Here is a 22,280-nt window from a genome sequence, read left to right as displayed (position 1 = left end):
CCGTTACGCTGGACGCGTGGCAGTCGTCGATGTATCCGAAGAGCTGAAGTCCCTCTCCTCGACCATGGGGTCGATCGAGGCCGTCCTGGACCTCGACAAGTTGAGGGCAGACATCGCCGTGCTCGAAGAGCAGGCCGCGGCCCCGTCCCTGTGGGACGACCCGGAGGCGGCGCAGAAGATCACCAGCAAGCTGTCGCACCTCCAGGCGGAGGTGCGCAAGGCCGAGGCGCTGCGTGGCCGCATCGACGACCTCGGGGTGCTCTTCGAGCTCGCCGAGGAGATGGACGACCCGGACACCCGGGCCGAGGCCGAGGCCGAGCTGACGGCGGTCCGCAAGGCGCTCGACGAGATGGAGGTCCGCACCCTCCTCTCCGGCGAGTACGACGAGCGCGAGGCGCTGGTCAACATCCGCGCCGAGGCCGGCGGCGTCGACGCCTCCGACTTCGCGGAGCGCCTGCAGCGCATGTACCTGCGCTGGGCCGAGCGCCACGGCTACTCCACGGAGATCTACGAGACCTCGTACGCGGAGGAGGCCGGCATCAAGTCGACCACCTTCGTCGTCAAGGCCCCGTACGCCTACGGCACCCTCTCCGTCGAGCAGGGCACCCACCGCCTGGTGCGCATCTCGCCCTTCGACAACCAGGGCCGCCGCCAGACCTCCTTCGCCGGCGTCGAGATCCTCCCGGTCGTGGAGTCCTCCGACCACGTGGAGATCGAGGACTCCGACCTCCGCGTCGACGTCTACCGCGCCTCCGGCCCCGGCGGCCAGGGCGTCAACACGACCGACTCGGCCGTGCGCATCACGCACATCCCGACCGGCATCGTGGTCTCCTGCCAGAACGAGCGCTCCCAGATCCAGAACAAGGCGAGCGCCATGAACGTCCTCCAGGCCAAGCTCCTGGAGCGCCAGCGCCAGGAGGAGCGCGCCCGGATGGACGCCCTCAAGGACAGCGGCAGCTCCTGGGGCAACCAGATGCGCTCGTACGTCCTCCACCCGTACCAGATGGTGAAGGACCTCCGCACGGAGTTCGAGGTCGGCAACCCGCAGTCCGTCCTGGACGGCGAGATCGACGGCTTCCTGGAGGCCGGCATCCGCTGGCGCAAGCAGCAGGAACAGGCGAGCTAGCCACCTCCTCTCCCGGCACCATTGGCGGGCCCCCTCGGAACGACCGAGGGGGCCCGCCGTCGTACGACACCTACTTCTTGGCCGACGGGAAGGAAGACCTGCTCGCCCGGGTGAGTTCGCAAGAGCAAGCTCAGGAGGCGCGGTCCTGACGCTTTATCGACATGGGAACGAGCCCTGCGGCAGCGGGAGTTCCGGGTTTACGTCACAGTTGCATCGTCGCATGTGGGGCAACAGCTGATCTTTCGGGCATCGCACGCGCAACGACCTTGACGGGCCCTCGGAAACTCGCCAGGGTGTCAGACGCCATGCGTGTAACTGGGGCGCGTGTGAACGGGGGCGGGTCCAGCGACTGTGACCGTGCCCAGCGTCCGGGCCCCGAACGCGGCTCTACAGACGATTGAGCTACTGGGGGTAGCAGCCAGATGACGAAGAAGACGCGGGTTCGGGTCGCGCGGATCGCGGCGGGAGCGGTCATCGCCGCCGGCGCCTCGCTCACCGCCGCCGGGGCCGCCCAGGCCGTGGGCGTGAACATCGGCTTCACCGCGGAGACCACCAGCGAGGACCCCTGCGAGATCGACCCGACGCTCTGCGAGACCGGCGGCCAGACCGGTGGTCAGACCGGTGGGTCCGAGACCGGTGGTTCGCAGACGGGTGGGTCGGAGACCGGCGGTTCTGAGACCGGTGGTTCGCAGACGGGTGGCTCCGAGACCGGCGGCTCTGAGACCGGCGGTTCGCAGACCGGTGGGTCCGAGACCGGTGGTTCGCAGACGGGTGGGTCGGAGACCGGTGGGTCTGAGACCGGCGGCTCTGAGACCGGTGGTTCGCAGACGGGTGGGTCGGAGACCGGCGGTTCCGAGACCGGTGGTTCGCAGACGGGTGGCTCCGAGACCGGTGGGTCCGAGACCGGCGGCTCTCAGACCGGTGGGTCCCAGACCGGCGGTTCCGAGACCGGTGGTTCGCAGACCGGCGGCTCCCAGACCGGTGGTTCGCAGACCACGGGCGGCAGCTCCTCCTCCGGCGGCTCGCAGACCACCGGCGGCAGCGGCACCTCCGGCTCCACCGGCGGCTCCGGCTCCACCGGCGGTTCCTCCACCAGCGGTGGGTCCTCCACCGACGGCGGCACCGGCACCTGCACCGTCGACCTCGACGGCGCCGAGTGCGTCGACGGCAGCAACACCGACACCAACAACGCCGGCTCGCAGCCCGTCGAGCAGGGCAAGGCCAAGGAGGAGCTGGCGGAGACCGGTGCCGCCGAGACCTCGTTCCTGATCATCGGCGCGGCGACCATGATCGCCGGCGGCATCGGCTTCCGTATGCTGCCGCGTCTCGTCGGCGGCGGGCGCGCCGCCGTCTGAGTGGGCGTGCCCCGCGGTCGCCCGTGAGGGCGTGAGGGTGTGAGAGAGGGCCTGGGGTTCCACGGGAACCCCAGGCCCTCTCTTCGTGTCTCCCGGGCCCGCTACGCCCCGCGCAGCGCCGCCAACAGGGCCACCGTCGCCACCAGGGCCAGCACCAGGGTCAGCAGCATCGCCGGGGTCAGGCCGCCCGGCTGGGGCAGGCGCTCTCGGTTCGCGCGGCAGACGGGGCAGCGGCCCTCCGCGACGGGGGCCGCGCAGTTGGCGCACACCAGTCGGTCGTAGGTCATGCGCTCTCCTCCTCCCGCGCGGGGGATCACTTGTCCAGGGCCTGGTACAAGGAGAACGGCCCGGACCGCCCCGGCGTTCCCCTACCACTGTGCCAGCTCCGGCGGTTTTCGGCGCGCCCCGGGGGATCGCGTACCAACGGGCGAAAAGGATAAAGCACACAAGTCCGGACCGCGACTGCGCGGGCCATCCCCGTTCGCGTATGGTCACGCACACCTACTCCCGGCCGACCGTGGTGCATCCGTGATTCGATTCGACAACGTCTCCAAGTCCTATCCGAAGCAGAACCGCCCCGCGCTCCGGGATGTATCCCTGGAGATCGAGAAGGGGGAGTTCGTCTTCCTCGTCGGTTCCTCCGGCTCCGGAAAGTCGACCTTTCTGCGGCTGATCCTGCGCGAGGAGCGCACCAGCCAAGGCCAGGTCCACGTCCTGGGCAAGGACCTCGCCCGGCTGTCCAACTGGAAGGTGCCGCACATGCGGCGCCAGCTGGGGACGGTCTTCCAGGACTTCCGGCTGCTGCCGAACAAGACCGTCGCCGAGAACGTGGCCTTCGCCCAGGAGGTCATCGGCAAGCCGCGCGGCGAGATCCGCAAGGCCGTTCCCCAGGTGCTCGACCTGGTCGGGCTCGGCGGCAAGGAGGACCGCATGCCGGGCGAGCTGTCCGGCGGTGAGCAGCAGCGCGTCGCGATCGCGCGGGCCTTCGTCAACCGGCCGATGCTGCTGATCGCGGACGAGCCCACCGGCAACCTCGACCCGCAGACCTCCGTCGGCATCATGAAGCTGCTCGACCGGATCAACAGGACAGGGACCACCGTCGTCATGGCGACCCACGACCAGAACATCGTCGACCAGATGCGCAAGCGCGTGATCGAGCTTGAGAAGGGCCGTCTCGTGCGCGACCAGGCGCGCGGCGTCTACGGATATCAGCACTGAGCCGGTAGGGGATACAGACACATGCGCGCTCAGTTCGTGCTGTCGGAGATCATGGTCGGTCTCCGGCGCAATCTGACGATGACCTTCGCCGTCGTCGTCTCCGTGGCCCTCTCGCTCGCCCTCTTCGGCGGCGCGCTGCTCATGCGTGAGCAGGTCAGCACGATGAAGGACTACTGGTACGACAAGGTCAACGTCTCCATCTTCCTCTGCAACAAGAGCGACGGGGCCACCTCGCCCAAGTGCGCCAAGGGCGCGGTCACCGCGCAGCAGAAGGAACAGATCGAGGCCGATCTGAAGAAGATGGACATCGTCGAGACGGTCCACCGCGAGTCCGCCGACGAGGCGTACAAGCACTACAAGGAGCAGTACGGCGACACGGCCATCGCCTCGGTCGTGACCCCGGACCAGATGCAGGAGTCCTTCCGGGTCAAGCTGAAGGACCCGGAGAAGTACAAGGTCGTCGCCACGGCCTTCGCGGGGCGGGACGGCGTCGAGTCCGTCCAGGACCAGAGAGGCATCCTGCAGAACCTCTTCGACCTGATGAACGGCATGAACGTCGTCGCCCTCTACGTGATGGCGCTGATGCTGGTCATCGCCCTGATCCTCATCGTCAACACGGTGCGGGTCTCCGCGTTCAGCCGGCGGCGCGAGACCGGGATCATGCGGCTGGTCGGCGCGACCAACTTCTACATCCAGATGCCGTTCATCATGGAGGCCGCCTTCGCCGGTCTGCTCGGCGGCGCCGTCGCCTCCGTGATGCTCCTGGTCGGGCGCTACTTCCTGATCGACCACGGCCTCGCGCTCGCCGACAAGATGCAACTGGTCGAGTTCATCGGCTGGGACGCGGTGCTCTCCAAGCTGCCGCTGGTCATCGCGGTGGGTCTGCTGATGCCCGCGCTCGCCGCGTTCATCGCGCTGCGCAAGTACCTGAAGGTGTGACAGTCCACTCGGGGTGAGCCATGGCGTCGTACGGCCAACAGCCGTGCGGCGCCATTCGCTTGTCCTAGAGTGGGCGACATGCGTGCCGGTGCCGGCCCCGAGTTCTGTCGACGGCCCCGCGGAATCCTCCGTGGGGCCGCTTTGACGTTGGTCTTCGCCGGGGTCCTCGGCACGGCCGCGGCCACCGGCTCTCTGCCGCGCCGCGAGCCCGTCCGAGCACTGCCGACCGCCCCCTCGGCGACCCGGCCGACGGTCGACCGGGCCGCGCTCGCGCGCGCCGCCGCCGAGGCCATCGCCGACGGCAAGTCCGGCAAGAAGGCCGCCGAGGAGTTCGTCAGCCGCAGCGGCGACCGCTGGGGCGCGGTGTACGACAAGCAGGAGTACGCCGAGTTCGAGCAGGCCCTGGACGGCGCCTACACGGGCGTCGGCCTGTCCGCCCGCCGGGCCGGCCGGGACCGGGTCGAGGTCAGCCGGGTGCAGCCGGGCGGGCCCGCCGAGCGGGCCGGGCTGCGCCCCGGAGACCGGCTCGTCTCGGTCGACGGGCGCCCGGTCGGGGACCTGTCGGTGTCCGAGGTGGTCTCGCTGCTGCGCGGCGGGGGCGTCCCGGACACCCCGGTCGCCCTGGGGATCGAGCGCGGCCGGGCCGCCTGGACGCAGACGCTGCGCCGGGCGCGCCTCGCCACCGACCCGGTGACCGTCCGCCGGCTCGACGACGGCACGGTCCTGATCCGGGTGGCCGCCTTCACCAAGGGCACGGGGGAGCGGGTCCGGGCCGCCGTGCGGGCCGCCCCGCCCCGCGCGGGCGTCCTGCTGGACCTGCGCGGCAACGCGGGCGGCCTGCTCGCGGAGGCCGCGGTCGCCGCCTCCGCCTTCCTCGACGGCGGGCTGGTCGCCACGTACGACGTGGAGGGCGAGCAGCGGGCGGTGTACGCGGACGGCGGCGGCGACACCGGGCGCCCGCTGGTGGCGCTGGTCGACGGCGGCACGATGAGCGCGGCCGAGCTGCTGACCGGGGCGCTCCAGGACCGCGGCCGGGCGGTCACGGTGGGCTCGCGCACCTTCGGCAAGGGCTCGGTGCAGATGCCGAGCACGCTGCCGGACGGCTCGGTCGCGGAGCTGACCGTCGGGCACTACCGCACGCCCGCCGGGCACACCGTGGACGGCCGGGGGATCACGCCGGACGTGGTGGTCGGCGGGGCGGGGGCCGAGGAGCGGGCCCGTACGGTATTGAGTGGCCTCGGAGGGGCCCCCTAGTGCGAAGATGAGCGCACTATGGCAAAGGGACTCGTCAACGTGCAGGGCAAGCCTGCGAAGAAGAAGGACCAGGACAAGGGGCCGGAGCGCAAGCTCATCGCGCAGAACAAGAAGGCGCGGCACGACTACCACATCCTCGACACGTACGAGTGCGGTGTGGTGCTCATGGGCACCGAGGTGAAGTCGCTCCGGATGGGCCGGGCGTCGCTCGTCGACGGCTTCGTCCAGATCGAGCGTCATGAGGCGTGGCTGTACAACATCCACGTGCCCGAGTACATGCAGGGCAGCTGGACCAACCACTCGGCGAAGCGGAAGCGGAAGCTGCTGCTGCACCGGGAGGAGATCGACAAGCTGGAGCAGAAGGCGTCCGAGACGGGTCACACGATCGTGCCCCTCGCGCTGTACTTCCTCGGCAGCCGGGTCAAGTGCGAGATCGCGCTCGCCAAGGGCAAGAAGGAGTACGACAAGCGGCAGACGCTGCGGGAGAAGCAGGACACCCGCGAGACCAGCCGCGCCATCGCGGCGGCGAAGCGGCGTCAGCGGGCGAGCCAGGTGTAGCCGCCCGGGGTTAATACGCTGGCAACCGTGGCCCATGGTCACGTACGATGGGGCCTGCACCTCTGGAGAGGGTGCGTGCTTTGAAAAATAAACATGGGGATGATCGGTTTCGACAGCGGATGTCGAAGCAGGGGAAGCGTGTCGAGGAAGCGGCAATGATCTCGTAAACCATATGTCGCAACCAATAATCGCCAACTCCAAGAGCGATAACTCCCGCTTCGCCCTCGCTGCCTAATTTTAGGTAACGAGTAGAAGCCTCTGTGAGGAGCGTCAGCCCGGGGGTGGTCCCGACCCGGATCCTGGCGTCATTTAGGGATCTAAACCTCTAGCCCCGGTCACGGGGGCCTGAGGGAAATCAAACAGTGACTGAGCCCGTTCCGGACTTGTCTGGGTGATCCGGAGGGCTGAGAAAATCGCACCAGACTGCACACGGAGAAGCCCTGTTTCCGCACCGTTGGACGCGGGTTCGATTCCCGCCATCTCCACTCATCCCATGTGGGCGCAGGCCCGGTGGTCGTCACGACGACTGCCGGGCCTTCGTCATGCCGGGGACTCCTGGGACTCCTGGACTCTGGGGACTCAGCGGCTTCTGCGGCTTCCGGGCGTATACCTTCGGCGGGCGTCGCCGGGGGCTCCCGTACGGCCGTAACGGGCAGGAAACGCACGGGAACCGAGCCCGTCACGCGGTCCCGGCAGTCTCTTGCGGCATGGACGCCATGGAGGACACCGACGTCAGGGACGCCACAGACGCCACCGATGCCGCGGGCCTCCAGGACGCGCTCGCCGGGTTCACCGTCGGGGTCACCGCGGTCCGGCGGGCGGACGAGCTCATCGCGCTGCTGCGCCGCCGCGGCGCCGGCGTCGTCCACGGGCCCGCGCTGCGGATCGTGGCGCCCGCCGACGACCCCGAGCTCCTGGCCGTCACCGAGGACCTCATCGGCCGCCCCCCGGACCTCGTCGTCGCCACCACCGTGACCGGATTCCGCGACTGGATCGGGGCGGCCGGCGGCCGGGGCCTCCGCGAGCCGCTCCTGGACCGGCTGCGCGGCGCCGAACTGCTGGCCCGCGGCCCCGAGGTGCGGGCCGCGGTCCGCGCGGCCGGGCTCACCGCGTCCTGGGCGCCGTCCTCCGACGCGCCGGCCGAACTCCTCGACCGGCTGCTCGGCGAGGGCGTCGCGGGCCGCCGGGTCGCGCTCCAACTGCACGGGGAGCCGCCGCCCGGCCTCGTGGAGGCGCTGCGGGCGGCCGGGGCCGAGGTCGTCGTCGCGCTCGTCCGCCGCTGGGCGCCGCCGGAGGACACCGGCCCCCTCGACCGGCTCCTGGACGCGGTGGCCGCGCGCGGCCTGGACGCGGTCGTCCTCACCAGCGCGCCCGCCGCCGCCTCGCTGCTGCGCCGGGCGGGGGAGCGGGGGCTGCTCGGCGAGGTCGTCGCGGCGCTGCGGCAGGAGGTGCCCGCGATGTGCGTGGGTCCGGTGACGGCGGCGCCGCTCCAGGCGCTCGGCATCGGCACGTACCAGCCCGAACGCCCCCGGCTCGGCCCGCTGGTGGAGCTCGTACGCCGGGAGCTGCCCGCCCGCGCGCGGGTGCTGCCGGTGGCCGGGCGCCGGGTCGAGATCCGGGGCCGCGCGGTCCTCGTCGACGGCACGCCACGGCCGGTCCCGCCCGCCGGGATGGCCCTGCTCGGCCTGCTCGCCCGCCGCCCCGGCTGGGTCGTCGGGCGCCCCGAACTGCTGCGGGCGCTGCCGGGCGCGGGGCGCGACGAACACGCGGTGGAGACCGCGATGGCCCGGCTGCGGACCGCCCTGGGTGCCCCGAAGCTGATCCAGACGGTGGTCAAGCGCGGCTACCGGCTGGCGCTGGACCCGGGGGGATCCGGCGAGACGGGGGGCGAGGGGTAGGAGGGGTAGGGGGCCGGGCGGGCGCTCCGCGCGGGACCGCTTTTGCGCCCTGCGCCCCGTGCGTGCGTGCGGGCGCTTCGCGTGGGACGTCTCCGCGTGGGCGGGCGCCGCGAACGGGCCGCCTCCGCGCGGGGACGCCCCTTCGCCCCCGCGCGTCACTCCGGCGGCAAGCTCGCCCGCAGCATCGGGGTGCGTTCGTGGGCCTTCTGGCGGCCGGGGCGGAACAGCATGATGATCAGGCGGGCGCCCGGGGCCGTGAGGGGCTGGGCCGCGCAGATCGTCACGTGGCCGGGGCCCAGCAGCGCGTGGCGCAGCGGGCGTTCGTCGCCGTCCGGGTGGATGTGCGCCCCGCCCGCCTCCCACAGCGGCCCCAGGTCCGGGTCGGCGCGGACCTCCGCCTCGATCCCGCGCAGCGTCCCGTCCTCCGGGCGGGCGGCCAGCGCGGCCCGCAGCTGGGGCAGGATCAGCGGCGCCCACACGGTCCGCCAGTCCAGCAGGGTCGTCTCGCGGGCCGAGGGGTCCAGGAGCATCCAGCGCATGGTGTTGGCGGGGACCGCGCCGCCCGGGTACATCTCGGCGAAGTGCCGGTTGTGGGCCAGCAGGTTCCAGGAGGCGTCGGTGAGGTACGCCATGTGCGCGATGCCGTCCACGGCCTCCTGCCACACCCCGGGCACCTCCAGGCCCGAGGAGGGGTGCAGCGGGGCGGGCGGGTCGCCGATGCCCGCGTACCGGCACAGCGAGACCCACTCCTGCTCGTTCAGGCCGAAGAGCCGGGCGATCTGACGGAGGTAGTCCGCCGACGGGTGCGGATAGCGGCCGGTCTCCAGCCGGTTGTACGTGTCGACCGCCCGGCAGGTCAGCTCGTCCACCTGCTGTTGCGACAGGCCCCGGGCCCGCCGCCCGCGCCCGGTCGGCCGCGACAGGCCGTGCGCCTCGGGCGCGATCAGCGCCCGGCGCTCGCGCAGGAGGGCCCGCAGCGCGGTCCTGTTCACGCGCGCCCCCCTTCTTCGTCAATTCCTAGGAAAAACAATCCGTAGATAATAAACAGTTGAACGTTGATGCTGTGGGAGCGTCCACGCCGACCTGCTGACCTGCGAGGACGCCTCCGGACGGCCGGACGGCGCTTCCCCCGCGCCCCTCCGGCCCCGGCCGGCCCGGGCGGCTCCCCCGTACGCCCGGGCCGGCCCCCTTCCGTTCCGCGGCGTCAGGACTGACACACGGCCCTGGGTGGCGTACGCTCGACGGCTGCCCAGTGCACGTCAGAAGGGGGCCCCGGTGGCCGCGCAGGAAGCCGTCGACACGGTCAGGGACCGTGAGATCGGTGTCGAACAGGAACATCTGGACCAGGTCTACCGCCGACTGGAGGAGAAGATCCACGAGGCCGAGTTCCTGATGAACGACGCCGCCCAGCGGGGCCAGGTCGGCACGCCCGGCGCCCTCGCCGAGCGCGACGCCCAGGTCTTCCGGGCCGGCATCCACCTCAACCGGCTCAACAACGAGTTCGAGGACTTCCTCTTCGGCCGGATCGACCTCCTCTTCGGCAAGGACGGGAAGAAGGGGCCCGACGGGGCCTACACCTCCGTCGAGCCCGCCGAGGACGCCATCCGCACCGAGGACGGCAGGCAGGTCGCCGACATCGGCGAGACCCTCCACATCGGCCGCATCGGCGTCCTCGACTCCGACTACGCCCCGCTCGTCATCGACTGGAGGGCCCCGGCCGCGGCGCCCTTCTACCGCTCGACCCCGGTGGACCCGGGCCGCGTGGTGCGCCGCCGGGTCATCCGCTCCAAGGGCCGCCGGGTCCTCGGCGTCGAGGACGACCTCATGCGCCCCGAGCTCACCGCCAGCCTCGACGGCCAAGAGCTCCCGGTCATCGGCGACGGCGCGCTGATGGCCGCCCTCGGCCAGGCCCGCAGCCACACCATGCGGGACATCGTCGCCTCCATCCAGGCCGAACAGGACCTGGTCATCCGCGCCCCCGCCGCCTCCGTGACGTACGTCGAGGGCGGCCCCGGCACCGGCAAGACCGCCGTCGCCCTGCACCGCGCCGCCTACCTGCTCTACCAGGACCGGCGCCGCTACTCCGGCGGCATCCTCATCGTCTCGCCGACCCCGCTGCTCGTCTCGTACACCGAGGGCGTGCTGCCCTCGCTGGGCGAGGAGGGCCAGGTCGCCATCCGCGCCCTGGGCGGCCTCGTCGACGGCGCCGAGGCCGACACGTACGACGAGCCCGCGGTCGCCCGGGTCAAGGGCTCCTCCCGGATGCTCGCCGTGCTCCGCAAGGCCGCCAGGGGCGCCCTGGAGACCCCCGCGCCCCGGACCCGGCCCACCCTCGACGAGGCGGAGGACGGCCAGGACGGTGGGGCCGCCGCGACCGGCACCCCCACCCTGCTGCGGGTCGTCGCCTTCGGGCGGCGCCTGGAGCTCGGCCCCGAGGACCTCAAGCGCATCCGCCACAACGTCCTCGGCGGCACCGCCCCCGTCAACCTGCTGCGCCCGCGCGCCCGCCGGCTGCTGCTCGACGCGCTGTACGCCCGGTCCGGCGCCGCCGGCCGGCACAGCGACCCCGAGCTCGCCGCCGAGCTGCGCTCCTCCTTCGACGAGGACGTCTCGACCGAGGACTCCTTCCTCGCCTTCCTGGACGCCTGGTGGCCCGAGCTCACCCCGCGCGGGGTGCTCGACACCATGGGCGACGAGCGGCGGCTCGGCCGCTGGGCCCGCCGGATCCTCAACCCGGGCGAGGTGCGGCGGCTCGCCCGCTCGCTGCGCCGTCCGGGCCTCTCGGTGCACGACGTGGCCCTGCTCGACGAGCTGTCCACGCTCCTCGGCGCCCCGGCCCGGCCGCGCCGGAAGCGGGAGTACGACCCGCTGGACCAGCTCACCGGCCTGGAGGAGCTGATGCCGGTGCGCGAGGAGACCCAGCGGGAGCGGGCCGAGCGGCTGGCCGCCGAGCGGACCGAGTACGCCCACGTCATCGTCGACGAGGCCCAGGACCTCACGCCCATGCAGTGGCGGATGGTCGGCCGCCGCGGCCGGCACGCCACCTGGACCGTCGTCGGCGACCCCGCCCAGTCCTCCTGGTCCGACCCGGACGAGGCGGCGGCGGCCCGCGACGAGGCCCTCGGCAGCCGTCCCAGGCGCCGCTTCGAGCTCACGGTGAACTACCGCAACCCGGCCGAGATCGCCGAGCTCGCCGCCAAGGTGCTGGCGCTCGCCATGCCGGGCAAGGAGTCGCCGCGCGCGGTGCGCTCCACGGGCCTTGAGCCCCGCTTCGTCCCGATCCCGGAGCGGTCCGCGATGGCCGAAACCGTACGGTCGGAGGCCGAGCGGCTGCTCGCACAGGTGGACGGGACGGTCGGCGTCGTCGTCGCCATGAACCGGCGCGCGGAGGCCGCCCGCTGGCTCGCCGGGCTCGGCGACCGGGTGGTCGCGCTCGGCTCGCTGGAGGCGAAGGGCCTGGAGTACGACGCCACGGTGGTGGTCTCGCCCGCCGAGATCGCCGACGAGTCCCCGGCCGGCCTGCGGGTGCTCTACGTGGCGCTGACCCGCTCCACGCAGGCGCTCACGGTGGTCTCGGGCGAGCGGGACCTGCCGGACGCGGACGGGGTGCCGGACCTGCTGAGGGACTGAGCGACGACCGATCGAGGGATCGGATCCGGTCAACTCGTGCCGCGGGAATCACTTGCCAGGGTGGTTTGTTAGCCTTGTCGTGGCACCGGCTCGATCCAAGCCCCCGGGCCCAACCTTCGTCCCTTTGAGGGACCACTTGCCGCGAGGCGAGCATGGCGGGTCGGTGCCGCTTACTTCTAGAGGTCCTCGTCACCTTCGGGTGACGGGGACCTCTTCTGTTTCGGCCGCGTCTCTCGTATGGTGGAAACTACTTTCCGAAAACGAAACGACCGTATTACCTGCTACCCGCAGGTAGGTGCGACGATCGGAGGGCGTCGCCGGGCGAACCAGCCGGGGTGGCGTAGCAACGAAGTCAGGGAAAGCAGAGGAACTCGGACATGGCAACGGCGCCCAGCGTCTCGTACTCGATGACGGTCCGGCTCGAGGTGCCCGCGAGCGGCACCGCGGTCTCCCAGCTCACCACGGCGGTCGAGACGCACGGAGGCTCCGTCACGGGCCTCGACGTGACCGCCTCCGGCCACGAGAAGCTGCGGATCGACGTCACCATCGCCGCCACCTCCACGGCGCACGCCGACGAGATCGTGCAGACGCTGCGCGGCATCGAGGGCGTCACCCTCGGCAAGGTCTCCGACCGTACGTTCCTGATGCACCTCGGCGGCAAGATCGAGATGGCGTCCAAGCACCCCATCCGCAACCGTGACGACCTCTCGATGATCTACACCCCGGGTGTCGCCCGGGTGTGCATGGCGATCGCCGAGAACCCCGAGGACGCCCGCCGCCTCACCATCAAGCGCAACTCCGTCGCAGTCGTGACGGACGGCTCGGCCGTCCTCGGCCTCGGCAACATCGGCCCCAAGGCCGCCCTGCCGGTCATGGAGGGCAAGGCCGCCCTGTTCAAGCGCTTCGCCGGCATCGACGCGTGGCCGCTCTGCCTGGACACCCAGGACACCGACGCCATCGTGGAGATCGTCAAGGCCATCGCCCCCGGCTTCGCGGGCATCAACCTGGAGGACATCTCGGCGCCCCGCTGCTTCGAGATCGAGGCCCGGCTGCGCGAGGCCCTGGACATCCCGGTCTTCCACGACGACCAGCACGGCACCGCCATCGTCGTGCTCGCCTCGCTCACCAACGCGCTGCGCGTGGTCGGCAAGGGCATCGGCGACGTACGGGTCGTCATGTCCGGCGCGGGCGCGGCCGGTACGGCCATCCTGAAGCTGCTCCTGGCCGCCGGCGTCAAGCACGCGGTCGTCGCCGACATCCACGGCGTGGTGCACGCGGACCGCGCGGACCTGGTGGACGCCGCGCCCGACTCGCCGCTGCGCTGGATCGCCGACAACACCAACCCGGAGGGCGTCACCGGCACCCTCAAGGAGGCCGTGGTCGGCGCGGACGTCTTCATCGGCGTCTCGGCCCCGAACGTGCTGGGCGCCGAGGACGTGGCCGCCATGGCCGAGGGCGCGATCGTCTTCGCGCTCGCGAACCCGGACCCCGAGGTGGACCCGGCGATCGCCCGCCAGACGGCCGCCGTCGTGGCCACCGGCCGCTCGGACTTCCCCAACCAGATCAACAACGTGCTGGTCTTCCCCGGCGTCTTCCGCGGCCTCCTGGACGCGCAGTCCCGGACGGTCAACACCGAGATGATGCTGGCCGCCGCCAGCGCCCTCGCGGACGTCGTCACCGAGGACGAGCTGAACCCGAACTACATCATCCCGTCGGTCTTCAACGACAAGGTCGCCGGCGCGGTGGCCGGGGCCGTGCGCAACGCGGCGAAGGCGGCCGGCGCGGGCGCCTGAGCGGCCGGGGAGGCGGTGGCTGCGTGTCGCGGTCGCCGCACCCCAAACCCGCCTTTAGGGTGGTAGTCCGGCTCCGCACCGTCCGCGCGGAGTCGACGCTCTGTCACCACCAGGGAGCTCCGGTGTTCTTCGTGTGACCCATGAGGGTGCCGGAGGGGTGCCGGATTGGCGTTCCCGCCGCTGGTGGGGGCAGGATGCGTGTTTGGGCGCGAGGGTCTGTCAGCAGACCCGGGTCCGGGGACTGTCCGAGGGCCCTGGCAGCATCGGCTTCGATCTCACGCCTCACAGGCAAGAAAGACACGGGAGTAACAACATGAACCGCAGTGAGCTGGTGGCCGCCCTGGCCGACCGTGCCGAGGTGACCCGCAAGGACGCCGACGCCGTTCTGGCCGCGCTCGCCGAGACCGTCGGCGAGGTCGTCGCCAAGGGCGACGAGAAGGTCACCATCCCCGGCTTCCTGACCTTCGAGCGCACCCACCGTGCCGCTCGCACCGCTCGTAACCCGCAGACCGGCGACCCGATCAACATCCCGGCCGGCTACAGCGTGAAGGTCTCCGCGGGCTCGAAGCTCAAGGAAGCCGCCAAGGGCAAGTAAGCAGGCGGCCCTCCGGGCAGCTTGCTCCCAGGGCCGCTGAGGCGGCCTGTGGCAGCGAAAAGGGCGGCCACCCTGTCAGGGGGTGGCCGCCCTCTCGTTTGCCCTTCAGAAGGCGTTGCAGGCGCTTACACGAGTGCGCTGCCCGGGAGCTCGACCTTGGCGCCGAGCTCGACCAGCTTCTCCATGAAGTTCTCGTAGCCGCGGTTGATCAGCTCGATGCCGTGCACCCGGCTGGTGCCCTGGGCGGCCAGCGCCGCGATCAGGTACGAGAAGCCGCCGCGCAGGTCCGGGATGACCAGGTCCGCGCCCTGGAGCTTGGTCGGGCCGCTGACGACCGCCGAGTGGAGGAAGTTGCGCTGGCCGAAGCGGCAGTCCGAGCCGCCCAGGCACTCGCGGTACAGCTGGATGTGAGCACCCATCTGGTTCAGCGCCGAGGTGAAGCCGAGCCGCGACTCGTACACCGTCTCGTGGACGATGGACAGGCCCGACGCCTGGGTCAGGGCCACGACCAGCGGCTGCTGCCAGTCGGTCTGGAAGCCGGGGTGGACGTCGGTCTCCAGGGCGATGGCGTTGAGCGAGCCGCCCGGGTGCCAGAAGCGGATGCCCTCGTCGTCGATCTCGAAGGCGCCGCCGACCTTCCGGTACGTGTTGAGGAAGGTCATCATCGAGCGCTGCTGGGCGCCGCGCACGTAGATGTCGCCCTCGGTGGCCAGCGCCGCCGACGCCCAGGAGGCCGCCTCCAGGCGGTCCGAGAGGGCGTGGTGGTTGTAGCCGCCGAGCTTGTCGACACCGGTGATCCGGATGGTCCGGTCGGTGTCCATGGCGATGATCGCGCCCATCTTCTGCAGCACGCAGATGAGGTCCTCGATCTCCGGCTCCACGGCCGCGTTGGACAGCTCGGTGACGCCCTCCGCGAGGACCGCGGTGAGCAGCACCTGCTCGGTCGCGCCGACCGAGGGGTAGGGCAGCGCGATCTTGGTGCCGCGCAGCCGCTGCGGGGCCTCCAGGTACTGCCCGTCGGCCCGCTTCTCGATGGTGGCGCCGAACTTGCGCAGCACGTCGAAGTGGAAGTCGATCGGCCGGCCGCCGATGTCGCAGCCGCCCAGGCCCGGGATGAAGGCGTGGCCGAGGCGGTGCAGCAGCGGGCCGCAGAAGAGGATCGGGATGCGCGAGGAGCCGGCGTGCGCGTCGATGTCGGCCACGTTGGCGGACTCGACGTGGGTCGGGTCCATGATCAGCTCGCCCGGCTCCTCGCCGGGGCGGACCGTCACGCCGTGCAGCTGGAGCAGGCCGCGGACCACGCGGACGTCGCGGATGTCGGGCACGTTGCGCAGTCGGCTCGGCTCGCTGCCGAGCAGGGCGGCGACCATCGCCTTGGGCACGAGGTTCTTCGCGCCACGGACGCGGATCTCGCCCTCCAGCGGGGTTCCGCCGTGGACAAGCAGGACATCGTGGCTGTCAGTGCCGGTCATGAATCTCGCGTTCCGGGTCGTCGGGGACGGGTGGCCAGAGAAAAGGGTAAGGGGCCATGGGACCCCGGTTGTGTGGCTGAGGGGGTCCCGCGAATGTAATGAATCGGGTACAGCACCCTCCGTCCACGTGATCTTGCGGAGCGTCACCGTCCGCTTGGTCCGGCGGCGGGCCGGCCGGGCCGTCGCCGCTGTCGACGGGGCCTCGCTGACCTGCGCGGCGGCACACCTGCCCCGGATCGCCCCGGACAACCCCCCGGAACGCCGAAGATGCGGGATCATGTGTCGCATGACCGAGGTGTCCTCGCTCACAGGACGGCTGCTCGTGGCCACCCCCGCGCTGGCGGACCCGAACTTCGACCGCGCGGTCGTCCTGCTGCTCGACCACGACGACGAGGGCTCCCTCGGCGTGGTCCTCAACCGGCCGACCCCCGTGACGGTCGGCGACATCCTCGCGCCCTGGGCCGGTCTGGCCGGCGAGCCGGGGGTGGTCTTCCAGGGCGGCCCGGTCTCCCTCGACGCGGCCCTCGGCATCGCGGTGATCCCCGGCGACGAGGGCCCGCTCGGCTGGCGGCGGGTGTACGGGGCGATCGGCCTGGTCGACCTGGAGACCCCGCCCGAGCTGCTCGGCCCCGCCATCGGCGCCCTGCGGATCTTCGCGGGGTACGCGGGCTGGGGCCCCGGGCAGCTGGAGTCGGAGCTCGGCGACGGCGCCTGGTACGTGGTGGAGTCCGAGCCCGGCGACGTGTCGTCCCCGCGCCCCGAGACGCTCTGGCGCCAGGTGCTGCGGCGGCAGCGCGGCGAGCTCGCGATGATCGCGACATATCCGGACGATCCGTCCCTGAACTGAGGTCGCCCGGAGGGCGCTCGGAGCGGGCGGCTTCTTTCAGTACCCTTGGGTGCCATGAGCACTCTCGAGCCCGAGCGCGGGGCAGGTACGGGGACCCTCGTCGAGCCGACGCCGCAGGTGTCCAACGGTGACGGCGACCACGAGCGCTACGCCCACTATGTCCAGAAGGACAAGATCATGGCGAGTGCCCTCGACGGCACTCCCGTGGTCGCGCTGTGCGGCAAGGTCTGGGTACCGGGCCGCGACCCCAAGAAGTACCCGGTCTGCCCGATGTGCAAGGAGATCTACGACTCCATGGGCGCCGGCGGGGACAAGGACAAGGGCGGCAAGGACAAGTAGGTCCGGTCCGCGAGCGGTCGGGACGGCCCCCGGCGAGCGCACTTCGGTGCGCCCGCCGGGGGCCGTTCGCGTTGCACGGGGTGCTTCCGCCGGTCACAGAGTGGTGGAGACCTCTTGTCCCGCTGTTGGTCCGCCCCTAACCTCACGGCTGTTGTGCAGTGCGAAACGTCCGTTGCGTATGCTGCAACGGCTGTGTGGAGGGGACCGCCATGAAGCTTCCTGCCCGGATCGCCGTACCCATCGCTGTTCTGACCCTGGCCGCATGCGCCCCCCAGACCTCGGGCGGCGCCTCCGGCACCGACGACAAGAGCGGCACCCTGCGCGTCTGGCTCTTCCAGGAGGTCGCCAACAAGCCCAAGGAACAAGTCGTCCAGCAGGCCGTCGCCGCCTTCGAGAAGCGGAACAAGGGCGCCAAGGTCGAGGTCGAGTACATCCCCGTCGAGACCCGCGCCCAGCGCGTCAAGGCCGCCTTCAACGACCCCAAGTCCGCGCCCGACCTCATCGAGTACGGCAACACCGACACCGCCGGCTACGTCAAGGACGGCGGACTCGCCGACATCACCGCCGAGTTCGGCGCCTGGGACGAGGCCAAGGACACCGACCCCACCGCCAAGTCCTCCGTCACCGTCGGCGGCAAGGTCTACGGCGCCCCGCTCTTCGTCGGCGTCCGCGCGCTCTACTACCGCACCGACGTCTTCACCTCGCTCGGCCTGAGCGCCCCGAAGACCCAGGACGAGCTCATCAGCACCGCCAAGAAGATCCGCAAGGCCCGCCCCGAGCTCTACGGCATCGCCGTCGGCGGCGCCTACACCTACGGCGCCATGCCCTTCATCTGGGCCAACGGCGGCGAACTCGCCACCGGCACCGGCACCGCCGCCGACCCGTACAAGTCCGCCATCGGCAGCGAGGCCGCCCGCAAGGGCATCGCCTCGTACACCTCGCTCTTCGGCGACGACAACTGCCCCGCCGCCAAGTGCGCCCAGATGGGCGGCAACGCCACCGTCACCGCCTTCGCCTCCGGCAAGGCCGCCATGGCCATCGGCGGCGACTTCAGCCACGCCGCCGTCGAGGCCGGCACCGTCAAGGGCAAGTACGCCGTCGTGCCGCTCCCCGGCACGACCCCCGGCTCCATAGCGCCCGCCTTCGCCGGCGGCAACAACATCGGCGTCCTCAAGAGCACCTCCCACCGCACCCTCGCCGTCGACCTCATGAAGTCGCTCACCGGCAAGGAGACCCAGGGCCGCCTCTTCGACGCCATGGGCTTCCTCCCCACGTACACCGACGTACGCCAGCAGGCGGCCGGCAGGGAACCCTTCGTGAAGCCCTTCATCGACTCCCTCGGCGCCGGGGCCAAGTTCGTCCCCGCCTCCGCCGGCTGGGGCCAGATCGACGCCGGGCTCGTCCTCCCCACCCTCTTCCAGGAGGTCGTCAGCGGCCGCAAGGACGTCGCCACCGCCTCCGGCGACGCCGCCAGGAAGATGGACGAGGCGTTCACCGCCGCCGGCACCCCGGCCACCGGCTGAGAGCCGGGAACCGCACCATGACCACCGCACCTCGCACCGAGGCCGCCGCGGCCGGACCCGGGCCCGGCCCCGCGCCCGGCCGCGCCGGCGCGCGGCTCCCCGGCCCGCGCGCCCCGCGCCCGCCCCGCAAGGGGACCGGCAGCCGCCGCACCGGCTCCGCCTGGACCCCCTGGCTCTACCTGCTCCCCGCCCTCGTCGTCCTCGGCGGCCTGCTCGTCTACCCCATCTACCAGCTCGGCCTGATCTCCTTCCTGGAATACACCCAGGCCCAGGTCAGCGGCGGCGAACCCACCACCTTCCAGGGGCTCGGCAACTACCGGACGCTCTTCGCCGACCCCCAGTTCTGGCAGGTCCTGCTCGCCACCGTCCTGTTCGCCGCCGCCTGCGTCGTCGCCACCCTCGCCGTCGGCTGCGCCCTCGCCGTCCTGCTCACCCGGATCCGCGCCCTGCCCCGGCTCGCCCTGATGCTGGCCGCGCTCGGCGCCTGGGCCACCCCCGCCGTCACCGGCTCCACCGTCTGGGTCTTCCTCTTCGACCCCGACTACGGGCCGGTCAACCGGCTCCTCGGCCTCGGCGACTTCTCCTGGACCTACGGGCGCTACAGCGCCTTCGCGCTCGTCCTCTTCGAGGTCGTGTGGTGCTCGTTCCCCTTCGTGATGGTCACCGTCTACGCCGGCATCAAGGCCATCCCGTCCGAGGTCCTGGAGGCCGCCGCCCTCGACGGCGCCTCCCAGTGGCGCATCTGGCGCTCCGTCACCGCGCCCATGCTGCGCCCGATCCTGGTCGTCGTCACGATCCAGTCGATCATCTGGGACTTCAAGGTCTTCACCCAGATCTACGTGATGACGGGCGGCGGCGGCATCGCCGGACAGAACCTCGTCCTCAACGTCTACGCCTACCAGAAGGCATTCGCCTCCTCCCAGTACAGCCTGGGCTCGGCCATCGGCGTGGTCATGCTGCTGATCCTGCTCACGGTGACCCTGGTCTACCTGCGGCTGATCCGACGACAGGGAGAGGAACTGTGAGCTCCACCGGCCTCCGCGTCCGCCGCCCCGGGCGGCTCGCCGCCGAGGCCACGGCGCTGCTCGTGGCCGTCGCCGTCGCCTTCCCGCTGTACTGGATGGTCCTCTCCGCCTTCAAGCCGGCCGGCGAGATCCAGTCCACCAGCCCCCGCCCCTGGACGCTCGCCCCGTCCCTCGACTCCTTCCGGCGCGTCTTCGAGCAGCAGGAGTTCGGGCGCTACTTCCTCAACTCGCTGATCGTCGCGACCGCCGTCGTGCTGGCCTCCGCCGTCATCGCCTTCCTCGCCGCGACCGCCGTCACCCGCTTCCGCTTCCGCTTCCGGACCACGCTGCTGATCATGTTCCTGGTCGCGCAGATGGTCCCCATCGAGGCCCTGACCATCCCGCTCTTCTTCCTCATGCGGGACTTCGGGCAGCTCAACACCCTCGGCTCGCTGATCCTGCCGCACATCGCCTTCTCGCTGCCCTTCGCGATCTGGATGCTGCGCGGCTTCGTCAAGGCGGTCCCCGAGGCGCTGGAGGAGCAGGCGATGATCGACGGCGCGAGCCGCACCCGCTTCCTGTGGCAGATCCTCTTCCCGCTGGTCTTCCCCGGGCTCGTCGCCACCAGCGTCTTCTCCTTCATCTCGACCTGGAACGACTTCCTCTTCGCCAAGTCCTTCCTGATCAGCGACACCTCGCAGTCGACCCTCCCGATGGCGCTGCTCGTCTTCTTCAAGCCCGACGAGAACGACTGGGGAGGGATCATGGCCGGGTCGACCGTGATGACGATCCCGGTGCTCGTCTTCTTCGTACTCGTACAGCGCCGTCTGGTCTCCGGACTGGGCGGGGCGGTGAAGGACTGACAGATGCCCCACGAAACCTCCTTCGAGACGGACCTGATCCCCGCGCCCCTGAGCGCCGAGAGCCGCGCCGAGGCGCCCGCGTACGCCGCCCTCGACGAGCGCACCACCCTCGACGCGGGGCCCGGCACCCACGACACCGCGCGCTGGCTGCGCGCGACGCTCGGCGCCGCCACCGGGCTGCCCCTCGCCGACGGCACCGGACCGCACGCGATCCGGCTGCGGATCAGCGCGGACGTCGAGCGCGAACTCGGCGCCGAGGGCTACCGGCTGTCCACCGGCGGCTTCGGCGACGGCTCCACCGAGGGCTCTGCCGTCGTCCTGGAGGGCGGCGGTCCCGCCGGGCTCTTCTGGGGCGCGCAGACCCTTCGGCAGCTCCTCGGCCCCGAGGCGCACCGCCGTGCCCCCGTGGCGCCCGCCGGGCACACCTGGGCCCTGCCCGCGCTCACCGTCACCGACGCCCCCCGCTTCCGCTGGCGCGGCCTCATGCTCGACGTCGCCCGCCACTTCATGCCCAAGGACGACGTGCTGCGGCAGCTCGACCTGATGGCCGCCCACAAGCTGAACGTCCTCCACCTGCACCTCACCGACGACCAGGGCTGGCGCGTCGAGATCAGGCGGCACCCGCGCCTCACCGAGACCGGCTCCTGGCGGGCGCGCAGCAAGTGGGGCCACCGGGCCTCGCCGCTGTGGAACGAGACTCCGCACGGCGGCTTCTACACCCAGGACGACATCCGGGAGATCGTCGCCTACGCCGCCGCCCGGCATATCGCGGTCGTCCCCGAGATCGACGTCCCCGGCCACTCGCAGGCCGCCATCGCCGCGTACCCCGAACTGGGCAACACCGACGTCATCGACACCACCGCCCTCTCCGTCTGGGACACCTGGGGGGTCAGTCCGAACGTACTCGCCCCCACCGACAGCGTGCTCCGCTTCTACGAGGAGGTCCTCGAAGAGGTCCTGGAGCTGTTCCCCGCCACGCTCACGCCCTTCGTGCACATCGGCGGCGACGAGTGCCCCAAGGACCAGTGGCGGGCCTCGGCCACCGCCCAGGCCCGCATCAAGGAGCTCGGCGTCGGCGACGAGGACGGCCTCCAGTCCTGGTTCATCCGGCACTTCGACCGCTGGCTCGCCGACCGGGGCCGCCGCCTCATCGGCTGGGACGAGATCCTGGAGGGCGGCCTCGCCCCCGGCGCCGCCGTCTCCTCCTGGCGCGGCTACGCGGGCGGGATCACCGCTGCCGAGGCCGGCCACGACGTGGTCATGTGCCCCGAGCAGCAGGTGTACCTGGACCACCGTCAGGCGTCCGGCGAGGACGAGCCGATGCCCATCGGATACGTGCGCACCCTGGCCGACGTCTACCGCTTCGAGCCCGTTCCGCCGGGCCTCGCCCCCGAGGCCGCCGCCCACATCCTGGGAACCCAGGCCAACGTGTGGACCGAGGTGATGGAGAACCGGGCCCGCGTCGACTACCAGACCCAGCCCCGGCTCGCCGCCTTCGCCGAGGTCGCCTGGTCCCGGCTGCCCGCCCCCGAGGCACGTGATCTCGCCGACTTCGAGCGCCGCATGGAGGGCCATTACCGCCGCCTCGACGCCCTCGGCGTGGACTACCGCCCGCCCGCCGGCCCCCTCCCCTGGCAGCGCCGCCCCGGCGTCCAGGGCCGCCCGATCGAGGGGGCACCCCCGATCGTGTGAGGCGCCTATCCCCATGACGTCACCCAAGAGCGGCAAAACGGAACTCGGCGCCGCTCTTGGGTTATCCCGGTGCGTCCTGGACGGAACCCCCCTTCGCGGACCCTCGCGACGTACGGCTCGGAAGATGTGCCAGAGTTGCCACGTCCAGGCTGTGAGCACGTACGGTACGGCCAC

At 71.5% G+C, this 22,280-nt stretch carries 19 protein-coding genes and 1 other RNA gene; 17 read left to right on the top strand and 3 right to left on the bottom strand.

Annotated elements, in window-relative coordinates; all coding sequences use genetic code 11:
• Nucleotides 1-16 precede the first annotated feature (16 nt).
• The gene (gene prfB, locus AB0C99_RS18950; protein ID WP_362476233.1) at nucleotides 17-1,126 is read left to right on the top strand and encodes a peptide chain release factor 2; all 1,110 of its coding nucleotides are present in this window, start codon (nucleotides 17-19) and stop codon (nucleotides 1,124-1,126) included.
• Between the two features lie 422 nt (nucleotides 1,127-1,548).
• Nucleotides 1,549-2,481: a hypothetical protein gene (locus tag AB0C99_RS18945; RefSeq protein WP_362476231.1), complete on the top strand. Its 933-nt coding sequence runs from the start codon at nucleotides 1,549-1,551 to the stop codon at nucleotides 2,479-2,481.
• Nucleotides 2,482-2,582: 101 nt separating this feature from the next.
• Here the strand turns inward: AB0C99_RS18945 and AB0C99_RS18940 are convergent, their stop codons facing one another.
• Complete coding sequence (locus AB0C99_RS18940; RefSeq protein WP_362476229.1) at nucleotides 2,583-2,768, bottom strand: hypothetical protein; 186 nt, start codon at nucleotides 2,766-2,768, stop codon at nucleotides 2,583-2,585.
• Nucleotides 2,769-3,009: 241 nt separating this feature from the next.
• Here AB0C99_RS18940 and ftsE point away from each other — a divergent pair, with 241 nt between their 5' ends.
• The 6 genes from ftsE to AB0C99_RS18910 all read left to right on the top strand — a co-directional run bounded on the left by ftsE (nucleotide 3,010) and on the right by AB0C99_RS18910 (nucleotide 8,348).
• Complete coding sequence (gene ftsE / locus AB0C99_RS18935) at nucleotides 3,010-3,699, top strand: cell division ATP-binding protein FtsE (protein ID WP_046910798.1); 690 nt, start codon at nucleotides 3,010-3,012, stop codon at nucleotides 3,697-3,699.
• Between the two features lie 21 nt (nucleotides 3,700-3,720).
• The gene (ftsX, locus tag AB0C99_RS18930; protein WP_362476227.1) at nucleotides 3,721-4,638 is read left to right on the top strand and encodes a permease-like cell division protein FtsX; all 918 of its coding nucleotides are present in this window, start codon (nucleotides 3,721-3,723) and stop codon (nucleotides 4,636-4,638) included.
• A 78-nt stretch (nucleotides 4,639-4,716) separates the two neighbouring features.
• Entirely contained in the window at nucleotides 4,717-5,892 is a 1,176-nt protein-coding gene (locus AB0C99_RS18925; protein ID WP_362476225.1) for a S41 family peptidase, read from the top strand.
• 18 nt (nucleotides 5,893-5,910) lie between these two features.
• Nucleotides 5,911-6,450, top strand: a complete 540-nt coding sequence (gene smpB, locus AB0C99_RS18920) for an SsrA-binding protein SmpB (protein ID WP_362476223.1) — start codon at nucleotides 5,911-5,913, stop codon at nucleotides 6,448-6,450.
• 95 nt (nucleotides 6,451-6,545) lie between these two features.
• Nucleotides 6,546-6,938, top strand: a transfer-messenger RNA (tmRNA) gene (gene ssrA, locus AB0C99_RS18915).
• A gap of 219 nt (nucleotides 6,939-7,157) precedes the next feature.
• Nucleotides 7,158-8,348, top strand: coding sequence for a uroporphyrinogen-III synthase (locus tag AB0C99_RS18910; RefSeq protein WP_362476221.1), 1,191 nt, complete (start codon nucleotides 7,158-7,160; stop codon nucleotides 8,346-8,348).
• Nucleotides 8,349-8,503: 155 nt separating this feature from the next.
• Here AB0C99_RS18910 and AB0C99_RS18905 read toward each other — a convergent pair whose 3' ends face one another.
• Nucleotides 8,504-9,340 (bottom strand): helix-turn-helix domain-containing protein, encoded by an 837-nt coding sequence (locus AB0C99_RS18905; RefSeq protein WP_362476219.1) that lies wholly within the window; start codon nucleotides 9,338-9,340, stop codon nucleotides 8,504-8,506.
• A gap of 283 nt (nucleotides 9,341-9,623) precedes the next feature.
• Here AB0C99_RS18905 and AB0C99_RS18900 point away from each other — a divergent pair, with 283 nt between their 5' ends.
• The 3 genes from AB0C99_RS18900 (at nucleotide 9,624) to AB0C99_RS18890 (ending at nucleotide 14,366) form a co-directional block, all read left to right on the top strand.
• Nucleotides 9,624-11,978, top strand: a complete 2,355-nt coding sequence (locus tag AB0C99_RS18900; protein WP_362476217.1) for a UvrD-helicase domain-containing protein — start codon at nucleotides 9,624-9,626, stop codon at nucleotides 11,976-11,978.
• A 377-nt stretch (nucleotides 11,979-12,355) separates the two neighbouring features.
• Nucleotides 12,356-13,771 carry an NAD-dependent malic enzyme gene (locus AB0C99_RS18895; RefSeq protein WP_362476215.1) on the top strand — a complete coding sequence of 472 codons (1,416 nt, stop codon included), beginning with the start codon at nucleotides 12,356-12,358 and terminating at the stop codon, nucleotides 13,769-13,771.
• A 313-nt stretch (nucleotides 13,772-14,084) separates the two neighbouring features.
• Complete coding sequence (locus tag AB0C99_RS18890) at nucleotides 14,085-14,366, top strand: HU family DNA-binding protein (protein ID WP_017237029.1); 282 nt, start codon at nucleotides 14,085-14,087, stop codon at nucleotides 14,364-14,366.
• Between the two features lie 125 nt (nucleotides 14,367-14,491).
• On the opposite strand, the gene murA is transcribed toward AB0C99_RS18890, so the two are convergent.
• Nucleotides 14,492-15,838, bottom strand: coding sequence for a UDP-N-acetylglucosamine 1-carboxyvinyltransferase (gene murA / locus AB0C99_RS18885; protein ID WP_046911450.1), 1,347 nt, complete (start codon nucleotides 15,836-15,838; stop codon nucleotides 14,492-14,494).
• A 286-nt stretch (nucleotides 15,839-16,124) separates the two neighbouring features.
• Between murA and AB0C99_RS18880 the strand changes: the two genes are divergently transcribed.
• The 6 genes from AB0C99_RS18880 to AB0C99_RS18855 all read left to right on the top strand — a co-directional run bounded on the left by AB0C99_RS18880 (nucleotide 16,125) and on the right by AB0C99_RS18855 (nucleotide 22,106).
• Nucleotides 16,125-16,685, top strand: coding sequence for a YqgE/AlgH family protein (locus AB0C99_RS18880; protein ID WP_362476213.1), 561 nt, complete (start codon nucleotides 16,125-16,127; stop codon nucleotides 16,683-16,685).
• A gap of 54 nt (nucleotides 16,686-16,739) precedes the next feature.
• The gene (locus tag AB0C99_RS18875; protein WP_362476211.1) at nucleotides 16,740-17,024 is read left to right on the top strand and encodes a DUF3039 domain-containing protein; all 285 of its coding nucleotides are present in this window, start codon (nucleotides 16,740-16,742) and stop codon (nucleotides 17,022-17,024) included.
• A gap of 209 nt (nucleotides 17,025-17,233) precedes the next feature.
• Nucleotides 17,234-18,547, top strand: coding sequence for an extracellular solute-binding protein (locus AB0C99_RS18870; protein ID WP_362476209.1), 1,314 nt, complete (start codon nucleotides 17,234-17,236; stop codon nucleotides 18,545-18,547).
• Between the two features lie 17 nt (nucleotides 18,548-18,564).
• Nucleotides 18,565-19,572: a sugar ABC transporter permease gene (locus AB0C99_RS18865; protein WP_362476207.1), complete on the top strand. Its 1,008-nt coding sequence runs from the start codon at nucleotides 18,565-18,567 to the stop codon at nucleotides 19,570-19,572.
• A complete protein-coding gene (locus AB0C99_RS18860) occupies nucleotides 19,569-20,414 on the top strand; it encodes a carbohydrate ABC transporter permease (RefSeq protein WP_362476205.1) in 846 nt (281 codons plus the stop codon). Before AB0C99_RS18865 ends, AB0C99_RS18860 begins: the two co-directional genes overlap by 4 nt.
• A 3-nt stretch (nucleotides 20,415-20,417) precedes the next feature.
• The gene (locus AB0C99_RS18855) at nucleotides 20,418-22,106 is read left to right on the top strand and encodes a beta-N-acetylhexosaminidase (protein ID WP_362476203.1); all 1,689 of its coding nucleotides are present in this window, start codon (nucleotides 20,418-20,420) and stop codon (nucleotides 22,104-22,106) included.
• Nucleotides 22,107-22,280: the final 174 nt, after the last annotated feature.

The sequence above is a fragment of the Streptomyces sp. NPDC048659 genome (assembly GCF_040650575.1).
Classification (GTDB): domain Bacteria; phylum Actinomycetota; class Actinomycetes; order Streptomycetales; family Streptomycetaceae; genus Streptomyces.
The sequence above is the reverse complement of the archived record's forward strand: the minus strand, read 5'-3'. Positions and strand labels throughout refer to the sequence as shown.